Here is a 14,452-nt window from a genome sequence, read left to right as displayed (position 1 = left end):
AAGCTTACCCCTATCTGAGCAAATTTCTTTGTTTTTTTGAGATGGGAGGGGTAAAATGATAACAAAATGAGATGAAATTATTCGCTCATTCATTTGAGTGGTTAAAAGGCAGGATTTTTAAACATTTAGTCGAATTAATATTAGTATAACTTTTTATTTACAAAAGGAAGGAAGAAAACGATGAAGTATAATGTTTTGGGGAAAAGTGGACTATTAGTTTCTGAGCTATGTTTAGGAACGATGACATTTGGTAATCAAATTAATGAGAAGGATTCCATCAGAATGATTCATCAGTTTCTTGATCAGGGTGGGAACTTTATCGATACGGCGGATGTATATGTAGGGGGAGAATCTGAGCGAATTGTTGGAAAGGCAATTAACGAACGTCGTTCAGAGGTTGTGCTTGCTACCAAAGTTCGTATGAAGGTTGGGCCACATCCGAATGATTTTGGATATTCGCGTCGTCGTATTTTAGAAGGAATTGACCAAAGTTTACGACGTTTAAATACCGACTATTTAGATTTGTATCAGTTGCACGTGTGGGATAACTTAACCCCAATTGAAGAAGCGATAAGAACCTTAGACGATCTTATATCTTCGGGGAAAGTACGTTATATCGGCTGTTCTAACTTTTTAGCGTGGCAGATAATGAAGGCGCTATCTTATAGTGATTTCAAACGTTATGCACGTTTTATCTCAGTTCAACCACAATATAGTCTTGTGAATCGCGAAATGGATCGTGAAGTGATGTCACTTTGTCGAGAAGAAAATGTTGGCGTGATTCCATGGGGACCTCTAGGTAGTGGATTTTTGACTGGTAAATATAAGCAAGGAGAAACCCCTACAACTGGTCGATTGGCAAAAGGAGGTGGTGAATCGAGTTGGGAGAAATATAATTCTAATCAGAAAAATTTCGATATTTTACATACGGTGCAAGATATTGCATTGGAAATAGGGAAAGCACCATCGCAAGTTGCTCTTAACTGGTTAATTGGTAAAGAAGAAGTGACTTCGCCTATTTTCGGGGCAACAAGCCTTTCTCAATTTGAAGAGAATATGGGAGCAACAGGCTGGAGCTTAACTGAAGAACATTGGAACCGTTTAGACGAAGTTAGTAAGCTACCTGAAGAGTACCCACAACGATTTTTAGATAAATTTTCTCGAACAATTTAAGGATTGGTTACAAATTATACATAATTGGGTCGATCCTTTATAAACCAAAGCAATCATTCATAGGGGGCACTGAACATGAAAAACCCGTCAAATGAAAGAATTAAAGAAATATTTCAAAAAAGTAAAACAATTGCCGTAGTTGGTTTGTCGGACAACCCAGAACGAACTTCGTATATGATAGCTGAAGCTATGCAATTAGCCGGTTATGAAATCATTCCGGTTAATCCGACCGTTAATGAAGTTTTAGGTAAAAAGGCTTTTGCGTCGCTAAAAGATATTAATAAACATGTTGATGTGGTCAATGTATTTCGTCGAAGTGAATATTTACCTGGAATCGCTGAAGAAACCGTGGCAATTGGGGCGAAGGTGTTCTGGGCGCAGCTGGGTGTTGAAAATGAAGACGCTTATCAATACTTAGTAGATCATGATGTTACTACAATCATGGATCGTTGTATCAAAGTGGAGCATGCAAAATTTAAATAAGAAATATAAATGGGATTCTCGGTCCGTTTTAATAGGTCTCTACCGTCTCACAGTGGGTTGTGGGATTGAACTTCCTAAAGATGTATATTGTTGCTCATTGATTAAGAGGAGTGTCTCAAAGGTCAAATTTAGCCTTCAGAGATGCTCCTTTTTGTAAGAACATCTACTTTCTGCATTGTAAATTTCTTCTCAGAAAAATAAAGGATTCCATGAAATAGGTTGCGAATAATGAAATAACAGATACAATAGTAAAAGCGATTAGAAAATGAAACGGAAACGTGCGTTTGTGCTACAATACATGTAGCGAGTGAAAGGAGTACCTGTCTTGGCAAAGAACCAACACCTTGAATATAACGATGATGCAATACAAGTATTAGAAGGCTTAGAAGCTGTAAGAAAGAGACCAGGTATGTATATCGGGAGTACAGACTCACGAGGTTTACATCACTTGGTTTATGAAATCGTCGATAATTCTGTCGATGAAGCTTTGGCGGGTTATGGAACAACAATTAAAGTAACAGTCCACCGTGATAATAGTATTTCAGTTTCGGATGAAGGACGAGGGATGCCAACTGGAATGCATAAGCTTGGTAAGCCGACTCCTGAAGTTATTTTAACCATTCTCCATGCAGGAGGTAAATTTGGTCAGGGCGGTTATGCAACAAGTGGTGGCCTTCATGGCGTTGGTGCATCCGTTGTAAATGCTCTTTCTGAATGGTTAGAAGTTGAAATTAAGCGTGATGGCCATGTTTATAAACAGCGTTTTGAAAATGGAGGAAAGCCGGTTACAACATTAGAAAAAACTGGCACCACTCGTAAAACGGGAACGACCATTCATTTTAAGCCGGATTCGACTATTTTTAGTGTGACATCATATAACATTGAAACATTAACAGAACGAATTAGAGAAGCTGCTTTTTTATTAAAAGGATTAAAGATTGAACTAATAGATTTACGTAATGGGGGTTCATCTGAATCTTTTTGTTATGAAAACGGGATTGAAGCATTTGTTGAATATTTAAATGAGGATAAAGAAACACTTAATCCTGTTGTATTCTTTACTGGTATTCAAAACGATATCGAGGTCGAATTTGCTTTTCAATTTAACGATGGGTATACAGAAAATGTACTTTCCTTTGTTAACAATGTTCGGACAAAGGATGGGGGAACCCATGAGTTAGGGGCAAAAGCAGCGATGACACGAGCCGTTAATGACTACGCTCGTAAAATTAAGCTACTAAAGGAAAAAGATAAAAACCTAGACGGTTCAGACATTCGAGAAGGGTTTACAGCGATTATTTCTGTTCGAGTCCCTGAAGAAAAACTACAGTTTGAAGGACAAACAAAGAGTAAGTTGGGAACAACTGAGGCAAGATCTGCGGTTGACGGACTTGTTTCTGAAAAACTCTCCTATTTCTTTGAAGAAAATCCTGATATCAGTGGAATGCTTATTAAAAAAGCAATTAAAGCATCTCAAGCTCGTGAAGCAGCTAGAAAAGCACGTGAGGATGCTCGAAATGGAAAGAAAAGCAAACGTAAAGATGTACTTCTTAGTGGGAAGCTAACCCCTGCGCAGTCAAAAAACCCTCAACGTAATGAATTGTACCTTGTAGAGGGCGATTCTGCTGGCGGTTCGGCTAAACAAGGACGGGATCGTAAATTCCAAGCCGTTCTTCCACTTCGAGGTAAAGTCATAAATACAGAAAAAGCAAAATTAGAAGATATCATGAAAAATGAAGAAATACGAACAATTATCCATACGATCGGCGCGGGTGTCGGTTCTGATTTTGATTTAGAAGATGTTAATTACGATAAAGTGGTCATTATGACAGATGCGGATACCGACGGTGCTCATATTCAAGTCTTACTTTTAACCTTCTTTTTCCGTTATATGCGTCCTTTAATTGAAGCTGGTAAAGTCTATATCGCACTTCCACCACTCTATAAAGTTAGTAAAGGTTCTGGAAAAAAAGAAGTTATAGAATATGCATGGGATGAACGCCAGCTAGGTGATGCAACAAAAAAGGTTGGTAGAGGTTATGCATTGCAGCGCTATAAAGGTCTAGGTGAGATGAATGCGATTCAACTTTGGGAAACTACAATGGATCCTGAGACACGAACATTAATTCGTGTTAATATTGATGATGCTACTCGGGCAGAAAAGCGCATCACTACACTTATGGGTGATAAAGTTGAACCAAGACGAAAATGGATTGAAACAAATGTTGCGTTCGGTTTAGAAGAAGAAACAAACATACTAGAAAATGAAAATTTAGCCGTAGTAGAGGAGGAATAAAAAGTGGCACAATTAGAGCGTTACTTAGACCTTCCTTTAGAAGATGTAATAGGCGATCGATTTGGTCGTTATAGTAAGTATATTATTCAGGAGCGTGCTTTACCTGATGCAAGAGATGGGCTTAAGCCTGTCCAACGACGAATTTTATATGCAATGTACCGAGATGGTAACACAGCTGATAAGCCGTTCCGTAAATCAGCCAAAACAGTTGGTAATGTTATTGGTAACTACCATCCACATGGTGATTCATCCGTTTATGAAGCGATGGTTCGCATGAGTCAAGAATGGAAAGTTCGTAATCTACTCATTGATATGCATGGGAACAACGGTTCAATAGATGGGGATCCACCTGCAGCGATGCGTTATACAGAAGCTCGGCTTTCCGCAATTGCAGCTCAATTATTACGTGATATAGAGAAAGAGACCGTGGAATTTATTCCGAACTTTGATGATACTGAGAATGAACCAGTTGTCTTACCAGCAATGTTCCCGAATTTACTTGCTAATGGATCGACGGGGATTTCAGCGGGATACGCGACAGATATCCCACCTCATCATTTAGGAGAAATTATTGATGGTGTCATTATGCAGATGGAGCGCCCTAACACAACTCTTGATGAAATCATGAAGGTGATAAAAGGTCCAGATTTTCCTACTGGTGGTATTGTTCAAGGCATTGATGGAATTCGCCAAGCATACCGTACAGGAAAAGGAAAGATTGTTGTCAGAGCAAAAACGGAAATAGAGGAAGTAAGAGGCGGTCGTCAACAAATCGTCATCACAGAAATTCCATATGAAATTGTTAAATCAAATCTAGTAAAAAAAATGGACGAACTGCGTTTCGATAAAAAGGTTGATGGGATTGCCGAAGTTCGTGATGATACAGATCGTACAGGACTTCGAATCGTCATTGAATTAAAAAAAGAAGCAGATGCAAATGCTATTTTAAATTTCTTTTTAAAAAATACTGACCTGCAAATAACCTATAACTTTAATATGGTTGCCATACATAATAAAGCACCTAAGTTAATGGGCTTACAAGCATTAATTCAAGCCTATATTGATCACCAGAAGCTTGTCGTTTCTAAAAGAGCAGAATACGAATTACGTAAAGCAACTGACCGTCAGCATATTGTAAAAGGTTTAATTAAAGCAATCTCCATTCTCGATGAGGTCATTTCTACTATCCGGTCATCGAGTGATAAAAAGAATGCGAAGGATAACCTAATTGCAAAGTATGAATTCACTGAAGCTCAAGCAGAAGCAATTGTGACGTTGCAGTTATATCGTTTAACCAATACAGACATCACAACCCTTGAAGAAGAAGCAGCAGGGCTTGAACGTCACATTCATGAGCTCGAGGCAATTCTAGATAGTGAAAAGAAGCTGATAAATGTTATAAAGAAAGATTTATTAGCAATTAAAAAACAGTTCGCTGATTCACGCCGCACAATTATTAAAGATGAAATTGAAGAAATCAAAATAGATATGGATGTTCTTGTTGCTTCTGAAGACGTGATGGTTACTGTTACAAAGGAAGGCTATGTAAAGCGTACGAGCATTCGTTCGTATACAGCCTCAAATGGAGAACCACCAGGTATGAAAGAAGGGGATTATCTTCTTTCATGTCGAGAAGTTAATACCACAGATACATTACTAATCTTCACAAAGCTCGGAAATTATCTTTATGTACCAGTGCATCACTTACCTGATATACGCTGGAAAGACAATGGGCAGCATATTGCAAATATCGTTAGCATCGATCGTGACGATGAAATTATTGATGCGATGTCTGTAAAAGAATTCAACGAAGAAGAATCCTTGTTATTTATTACTAAATCTGGGATGGCCAAACGCTCTCAGCTCTCTCTTTATAAAGCACAACGCTATTCTAAACCTTTAGTGGCTTTAAGGCTTAAGGAAAAAGATGAAGTTGTTTCTATCATGAGAACAAATGGACAGCAAGAGTTATTCTTAGTTACCCATTTAGGATTTAGCTTATGGTTCAATGAAGAGGAAGTGACTCTTGTTGGACAACGAGCCGCTGGGGTTAAGGCTATTAACCTTAAAGAAGATGATTATGTTGTTAATGCAATTACCTTTCCTTTAAACGCTAAAGTAGAGTTTATGATGATTACGCAACGAGGTTCTGTTAAGAAAATGTCTATCGCTGAATTTGATAAATCTTCTCGAGCGAAACGTGGTTTAGTCTTGCTTCGTGAATTAAAATCAAATCCGCATAGAGTTATTGGATTCATGAGAATTCTTGATAAGGTAGATACATTCATCGTTAAAACATCAAAAAACAAAGAAGTGATTGTAGAAGCTAGTCTCTATCGTAATAGTGACCGCTATAATAATGGTTCCTTTGTTATAGATGCAGAAAAAGACGGAGTTGTAACTGAATTTTCACGAAAAAAAACTGAAGTGATAAAAGGCGAGTCTTAGGACTTGTCTTTTTTTTATGAAAACTAAATTCTAGAACACACCAAACTCACAGTTTACATAATAATATTATAAGTCGATAATATACCTGAATAATTCAGCCAAGTTCTAGGAAGAATATTGTTAAAAAAAGAGGTGGAAAGATGGTTTACGACCAATTCCTAACAGAAATTGCAATTGACTTTAACTCACTTTATGAAGACTTCGAATTGCAATTAACAAAAGAAAAAGTAGTTCAATCGTTTGATCAATATTTTGAAGAAACAATAAGTAATCAAGATATTATGGAAGAGATTTACCGAGAAGCTCAGCATTTTGGCATGTCACAAGAAAAATTTATCAACGATTTATACAAGCATGTCAAAAATTTTGACGGACAAATTGAAAAAAGAATTGAGAGACTTAGTGTTGGGATTAATCAAGGGAAATATAAACCAAATCAAATTTTTTATGCGAAGATGAAGAAGAATATATTGGAACAATCTCTAGCATAGGGTTTTAGTTTAAATAAATGTCTGGTTGAACTCCTAAAGTCTCGAAAGAAATAACATAATGAATTGGTTGAATAATAAAACTCAAAATTCATTTTCCGTCTCAAAACTCTGAGTATACTTTGTTATTGAGACTATAAATATGTTTCTCTTTATTGGTTCCGATAATATATATTATGTAAACTAGGATAAAGCTGTAAAGGAACATAACTATACTCTGACTTCCGGTGATAAACTATCATGTCCTAAAGTCTCCCTTCCTGTTACCAAATTTGAACCAGAAGTGAGCGATAAATAAAGATTCCGCATTCATTATTTATCGCTCTTTCATTTACTCATTTAATCTTAATTCTTTACAACTCTAACGTCATCAATGTGTAAAACTGTGCCTCCTGGTGAATCTATATAGAAGCCAATATCAATTTGACCATTCGTTACAAATACATCTTCTCCAGATATATATGTCCATTTTCCGTTTGTTTGTAACTCTATAAATTGATCCTGTCCACCATACTGAGTTATTTCAGCTCTTGCAGTTGTTGGGGTGGTATTCTTTAACCTTACCCAGGCTTCGAAGCGATAAGACGCATTATTTGTTGGGACACTGATTTTTTGATGAATACTTTGTTTGTAAGCATTATTGCTATGAAAGTATGCCCTTTTATCCGCATGAATAGCAGACTCTGGAGGGTTAATATTACTTCCACTATCCACTCCAAAAGCGACTTCTTGATCACTTGGATGCCATTCTATCCAATTATCATTAAAAGTTAATTCACGCTCAAAACTTCCATTGTCTAATAAATTATTATCATATGAAGCATCAAAGTCATTTTGTCTGGTCACAAGGAGACGGTCTAAATTCACATTCCCTGTGTCGCTGTTTTCATAGGATATTGTGATAGTATTCATACCTTCCTGTAAGTTTACAGTTTGGTTATTAGTTAACCATTCATACCAATTATCACCTATGCTATTCAAAGATATTTGACTTACGTAACTCCCATTAACAAAAGTACTTAAAGTTTGAGTAGCTTGTGTTCCATTTGCATATCTCAGTTCAATATCATGAGCTCCTGCCTGTTCAGCAAATACATTAAATGTAGCTTTCGCTCCACCGGATGTAAAAGTATCTACAAAACCAGTACCTTTATAAAACCAATGGTTTTGATTTTTCTTTGCGCCACCACTTAAACTTGCAGCTTCTGCTTCATATACTGCAATTACAGGTTCATAATCGATACTCCATTCATCTAAATTTACATTACCTGTATCACTTGTATCTTCAAATCTTTCTACTGAAACTATATTATATCCTGCTGTTAATGGTAACTTTAAATCCAGAGTACTCCAGTCATCCCATGAAGGCGTTGCTGGTAGGGTTATTTTCTTGTAATATTTACCATTTACGAAAACACTCAAAGTTTGGTCGTTCCCTGTTCCGTTTGAATAGCGTAAAGATGAATTATAGTCTCCTGATACTGTTACATTCGGATAGATGGTAGTTTCTGCTCCAACATTATGATACCCATCAACAAAACCTATACCTTTATAGTTTAAATGATTAGTATTTTTAGATGCTTGAGTACTTTCACTAACACCAGATAAGGAACCCTCTTCCATCTGATAAGTCATGTGTGATTGGTTAATAGTTTCGTTCCCGCTAATGTTTATTGTTACATTTGATAATTGTAATGCAGTAACTTTAATATACGTTACATCTCCATAAATATCTGTACCGTTAGCCCAACCTTCTTCTTGTAAAGATATTAATGAGGCCAGATTACTCTGTTGTGTTAGATTTTGTCCATCTACCTCAACTGTAGCCCCCGCCTTCCCGTGAACTTTGAGAATATAATGGCTTAAATTAGAATCATATGCACCTGTCTTTGCAGTTAAAGAAACTTGAGTATTTTCTGCATCTAAGATTTGAGCAGAGATAACTTGTTCTAAATAATCCCCGTTTTCATAGTTATATGTTGAACTATCATCATCGTAATACGTAAATTCATTTAGGCTAGTGTCAGGAAAGATATCCAAATAAATTTCTTTAGTAGTTTCTTGGTCTACAAAATCCTGCGGTGATTGAGATGGAATAATCGCACCTTTTTTAATAAATAATGGCACATCAGTCCACGTGTCACCATCAATTTCATAATGGATAGTTTGATTTCCGTTATATTCAATACCTCTGAAATAATCAATCCATGTTCCAGGTGGTAGATATATATCACTTGAATTAACTGTAGACTCTAAAACAGGAGCTACATAAAGGTACTCACCAAACATCCAACCATCAGTATAATCTTTCACATTTTCTTCATTAGGAAATACCTGCATTAGTGGTCTAACTAACCCAGTTCCAGTTTTATATGCGTCTCTTTCATAACTATACATATATGGTAACAAACTGTATCGTAAACGAATTATCCCTTTAGAAACTTCTTCTGCTGTTTGACCATAATACCATGGCTGCCTTTGGTGATAGTTATTGCCATGAACTCTAAATACTGGTGTGAAGGCCCCGAATTGCATCCAGCGCGTGTATAATTCAGGACTAGGATTACTAGTTGTTCCATCTTGTTGGTTAAACCCTCCAATATCCATTCCCCACTTAGGTTGACCATTATTAATTGATGAAAGCATGACCGAACGTTGATCTTGCATTCCTGCTGCCCAGTTAATTTTTTCACCTTTATAAAATTGAGCGCCTATATCTCCAGACCATAATGTAGTCGCATACCTTTGTGCACCTGGATAATAAGTTCGAGCAGTCTGCCAGACACGCTTACTGTCATTTGTATAACTACGTTGACCTTCGTAAAGCGCTTGAGATAAATGAGTCGTTGTAAAGTTCCCAAACCAATATTCAGCCCCATTAGATGAAACCTTATCAGTTTCATCATTCCACCACCCACTAATTCCTTTATCAAATGCTTCAATTGAGTTTTGCCATAACCAATCTCTCACGGATTCTTTATAGGGGTCAATACTCTGAACCAAGACAGGAATGAAATAATCTTGGTATTCGTCATGACCTGGATAATAATAACCATTATTTGTGGCATCTTGATATTGAACAGTTCTATTTCCGTTTGTCTCTTGATTAACTATTCTTGGTTTTGTTATCCCTATCATCTTAATACCTTTAGAATCCATGTAATCTTTTAAGGCAGACGTAGAAGCATCAGGAAAATTATCCGTATGCCATTTAAACGACCCATAATTATCTTCACCATATCGTTTCCAATCATAATCCAGACCATAACTATCAATAGGAATATCCTTGGCTCTGTATGTTTCAACAATATTTTTAAGCTCGGTTTGGTTTGTATTCCACTCATAATTTGAGAAACCTAATGACCATTTTGGCATCAGAGGGTGTTTCCCTGTGATGTCAGTAAAAGATTCCATAATATTCTTTGGGTCCCCCACCATCACATAATATTGAACATCTTTTTTTGTATATCTTCTTCCTTCTTTTGGGGTACCACCATAATAAAACTCAAGCTTGCCACTAATCTCATTAGTATATGGAAACCCACCATCACTATCAACAAGTACTCCATATCCTTCAGTAGACCAAATAAAAGGCCCTCCTGAATCTCCTTGTTGACCAGCATGTGCTGGGTGTTCGTTATTATTCCGTAATAACCCTCCCGCATCTTCAAAGGCATTAAAGCTTCTAATTCCATAAATTGAATCAGTATTGTTATGTTCAAATCTAATTCCATCATAAAATACTCCGCCAGAACTTGATTCCCAGAGAAGTCTTGTCTCATCTACCTTTTTGATGGTCATTCTGGCTGGACTTTTTGAAACTTCTACTATGAAATCCTCTGTTGTAATTGTAATAGGATCTGAAGAAGTATTTATGGTTGCACTATTATAAGTCCAGCTTTTATTAGGGTCTATCATTGGAGTATCAGGGCTTTCTGCTTCTCCATTTGGCAAATAATTTACTTGTACAATATCTGAATCTAGGACTTGCAACTTCAGTATGTCATCATTGGGTTCAGATCCATTATCGATAGTCAAAGTTAATAGATTATCCTGAACCGAAGTATCAATGACATTACCGATAGTTTCTACATATGCATCAACGGAATTAAGACTAAAAGATAAAATTAATAATGCAAAAAATGTTATATAAATGGATGATTTTTTAAAAGATTCCATATATATTCCTCCTTATTTAGTTGATAATGTCACAAAAAGCATGTGTCTTTTGTGACATTATCTTAAAATTCATTTACGGGCGAATCCTTAATGAATCAACATTTATTCCTAACTCATTAGTTGAATCATATTGAATCGTTATAGTATTTTTACCTTCATTTAAATTCTGAGAAGTTGATGCGACATTCCAAATGTCCCAATCAGCTGTACTTGGTAAATTTATATCTGTTACCTTTACACCATTGATATATATCGCTCTAGAAGCATTTCCACCTGCCGATGAGTATCGAATGTCTAATTCGTAAGCTTTAGAACTAGGAACTTGAACATCAAAACTAATACTATCTCCAGATGTTTCAAATCCGTCTACAAATCCTGTTCCAGTATAACCAAAATGATTTGTATTAGTTGTAACGTTTGTTTGTTCTGCATATTCAGCTTCATATGATGCTTTCTTCACACCTTCTAATACTACAGTTTGAGCTTGTGAGTTTTGATTTAACTTCATATAAGTAAGTTGCATAACTGAGTCGTAATACCAACCATTTAAAGCCGAAGTAAGTTCACCAAGACTACTATACTGAGTTAGAGATGTTCCATTGCTTAATACCGAAGTAGGGATAGACGCAAAAACTTGTAGGGTTGTATCCTCGTTCGTTCCTGGAACTTCAATAGTTATTTTTTCATTTACAAGGTCTTCATTTGAAGAGATTGTTTTGTATGTGCTACTTAAATCATCATACCAATTATAACTAGAAGAACCCTCAGGGTAGATTCTAAATACAAGATTATTAATCTTGTCTACATCGTTACCAATCGTCCCACCAATTTCATAGTTACTATTTAAATTCATAGGAATAATTGAACCCGATTGAACAAAGACCGGTATACTATTTACATCTGCTTTATAACTAATTGTCTGATTACCAGGTCGTTTTGCATGATAGAAGAAGTCAATCCATTCACCTTCAGGAAGATAGATTAATCTTTCATTAACTCCCTCATTAACAATAGGGGCTACTAGTAATTGACCACCAAACAAATATTGATCCCATAGTCCCTTTACATTACTATCATTCGGATACGATAATCCCATAGAACGCATCATTGGAATTCCTGTATCGCTTGTATATTTAGCTTCACTGTAGATATAAGGTAATAAATTCATTCTCAGGTTTGCATAGTATGAAGATGTATCTAAGACAGTCGAGTCACCAGTTCTGTCCGCCACATTCCATGGGCTACGTTCTTCGGATATACTTGGATCAGCTTTTTCAGAATGGAACTGCATTATAGGTACAAATGTTGAAAAACTAAATGACCTTTTATACAATTCTGCACTAGGAAATTCACCAGTAAATCCTGCTAAATCCCATCCCCAATAAGGAACACCACTTATACTTGATGACAATCCTGCTCTTAAAGCATCTTGAAACGCTGAGTATGTTGATGACTGATCCCCAGCCCAGAAAGCCCCATAGCGTTGAACTCCTGTAGTTCCTGCTCGACTAAATGTGAAGGCATCACTCTTTTTTGATTTAGAGAAGTCATGATAAGCTCTTATATATTCATTTGGATATTGGTTTCTCATCTCATCTTTTTTACTTCCATTATAAAAAGTTGTATCCCGTCCCCAGACCATTTCACCACCGTCTGTCTTTATTCCATCAATCCCAATATCATCAAAAAGATATGCCCTTTTAGACATCCACCAGTCAGTGGCTTTAGGATTTGTGAAGTCGAGCAATAAGCCGTTCCCAAACCATTTATTTGCTGGGATTCGATAACCGTTTCCGTTCCCATCTTTTACAGCAAATCCTTGTTGTAACATAAAATTTTCATCATTATCGCGTTGCTCATAGCTATAGTCTGTATATTTCATAACAGGTATTTGCCACATTAAAACTTTTGTATTATTCTGGTGTGCATAATCTACCATTGCTTTGGGATCATGCCACTTTCCACCAAACGAAAAGTCACTAGCACTAAACGCTTGATCTCCTGACTTAGCAGTATATTGTGCATCATTAAAGATATAAAATGTATGTTCATCGCTCCATTGTTCCAAAACCATTGATGTCATAGGGATATCATATTGTTTCGCATTATCAATAGCAGCTGTTACTTCGGATTGCCTATCCCATTCATTTGCTGACCCCCAAAGACCAAAAGCCCATTTTGGGAGCAATGTCGGTTTTCCTGAAACTTCTGAATAATTTTGAGCTACTTCTTCTAACGTATCACCGGAGAATACGGTATAGTCTAATATTGAACTTGATTTACCACCAGTATTATGGGTAAATGTATATTTATCATTCTTTTCTGAAGCTAACTTAAATTTAGCATAATAGGTTGTATTCAATAATAACCCATAGTTATTGGAGCTTGAGAAATAAGGAACAGCAAGGTACGTTCGGTCTCCTTGGTCTCTATATTGGTTGTAAACATAAGAATCGACCTCTAAACCTCGTTTACCAAACTGGTTATACCTCTCCCCAAATCCATAAAACTCTTCTGAGCTAGGGGTAAAAAAGCTATTCTCTACCTTATCAATAATAGAAGTGCCATCAGTAAGGAAAGACATAGTACTTGAAGAGGCGGGGTCATATTCTTCTGTAATTAAAGAAGAGTCGCTTGTTTTTATAAAGGACATTTTATAAGGGTTTTTCTGAATGTTAATAATTAAGTCAGAGGTTTCAATCACAATGTCTGTAGGGGATTCTGTTATACTATAGTTACTTTCTCCTGTATTAAAGGTTCCATTACCAGTTGGAGACATCTGAATTCTGGCTGTTTTGGAATCTTTGAATGAAATGTTAATTTTTGGAGAAAGATTCGGATGACTACTCTCGGTACTTAATATTATGTTGTTCCCTAAGTCAGAAAACGATGTTACTTCAGTCACACTCTCCCAATCTGTTACAGTGAACGTAAATGATCCAATTACTTTTTCGTTAGAACCATCTTTATTTGCATGAACGTTATACTCGATTACATCACCCTGTTCAAAACTTCCAAGGTTCGCTTCCCAGTATGTGTTATTTCCTTCATTATATTTATACTCTGCACCAACAGATGGTTGAGAAACTCCATTCTTTGTCCAAACTACCCACGCTGATTGGCCAGGCTCAACAGGCCATGTTGTAATATTGACAGATACATTCTCTCCAGCTATAGGATCTCTAGGTGCTCGTTCCGTAGCCTGAACACCGTACAATGCATCATCCCCATATGGGTTGTGATATACCCCATCAATTGCAAATATATTAGAGCTAAAAGATGTTACTACTAAAATGAAAATCGCTAAAGAGACAATGGGCAACCGCACTTTTTTCACATTAAATCCTCCTTTAATTATAAATTTCTACTGATTGGTACCTTTCAT

Annotated in this window: 7 protein-coding genes; 5 read left to right on the top strand and 2 right to left on the bottom strand. The window is 36.4% G+C overall.

Going from position 1 to position 14,452, the window contains the following annotated elements; translation table 11 throughout:
• Nucleotides 1-180 precede the first annotated feature (180 nt).
• From CEF19_RS22110 to CEF19_RS22090, 5 genes are all read left to right on the top strand, one after another.
• A complete protein-coding gene (locus CEF19_RS22110; RefSeq protein WP_100408051.1) occupies nt 181-1,173 on the top strand; it encodes an aldo/keto reductase in 993 nt (330 codons plus the stop codon).
• A gap of 75 nt (nt 1,174-1,248) precedes the next feature.
• Nucleotides 1,249-1,656 (top strand): CoA-binding protein, encoded by a 408-nt coding sequence (locus tag CEF19_RS22105; protein WP_406565375.1) that lies wholly within the window; start codon nt 1,249-1,251, stop codon nt 1,654-1,656.
• A gap of 325 nt (nt 1,657-1,981) precedes the next feature.
• A complete protein-coding gene (gene parE, locus CEF19_RS22100; protein ID WP_100408049.1) occupies nt 1,982-3,952 on the top strand; it encodes a DNA topoisomerase IV subunit B in 1,971 nt (656 codons plus the stop codon).
• Nucleotides 3,953-3,955: 3 nt separating this feature from the next.
• Nucleotides 3,956-6,400, top strand: coding sequence for a DNA topoisomerase IV subunit A (parC, locus tag CEF19_RS22095; RefSeq protein ID WP_100408048.1), 2,445 nt, complete (start codon nt 3,956-3,958; stop codon nt 6,398-6,400).
• A 140-nt stretch (nt 6,401-6,540) separates the two neighbouring features.
• Nucleotides 6,541-6,891 carry a hypothetical protein gene (locus CEF19_RS22090; protein ID WP_100408047.1) on the top strand — a complete coding sequence of 117 codons (351 nt, stop codon included), beginning with the start codon at nt 6,541-6,543 and terminating at the stop codon, nt 6,889-6,891.
• Between the two features lie 342 nt (nt 6,892-7,233).
• Here CEF19_RS22090 and CEF19_RS22085 read toward each other — a convergent pair whose 3' ends face one another.
• The gene (locus CEF19_RS22085) at nt 7,234-11,067 is read right to left on the bottom strand and encodes a TIM-barrel domain-containing protein (protein WP_100408046.1); all 3,834 of its coding nucleotides are present in this window, start codon (nt 11,065-11,067) and stop codon (nt 7,234-7,236) included.
• 73 nt (nt 11,068-11,140) lie between these two features.
• On the bottom strand, nt 11,141-14,404 hold the full coding sequence (locus tag CEF19_RS22080; protein ID WP_198510345.1) for a TIM-barrel domain-containing protein: 3,264 nt from the start codon (nt 14,402-14,404) through the stop codon (nt 11,141-11,143).
• Between the last annotated feature and the right edge of the window lie 48 nt (nt 14,405-14,452).

This window comes from Bacillus solitudinis, assembly GCF_002797395.1.
Lineage (GTDB): Bacteria > Bacillota > Bacilli > Bacillales > Bacillaceae_D > Halalkalibacter_A > Halalkalibacter_A solitudinis.
Note: the sequence above shows the minus strand (reverse complement) of the source record. Positions and strands in the feature narration are given on the sequence as shown.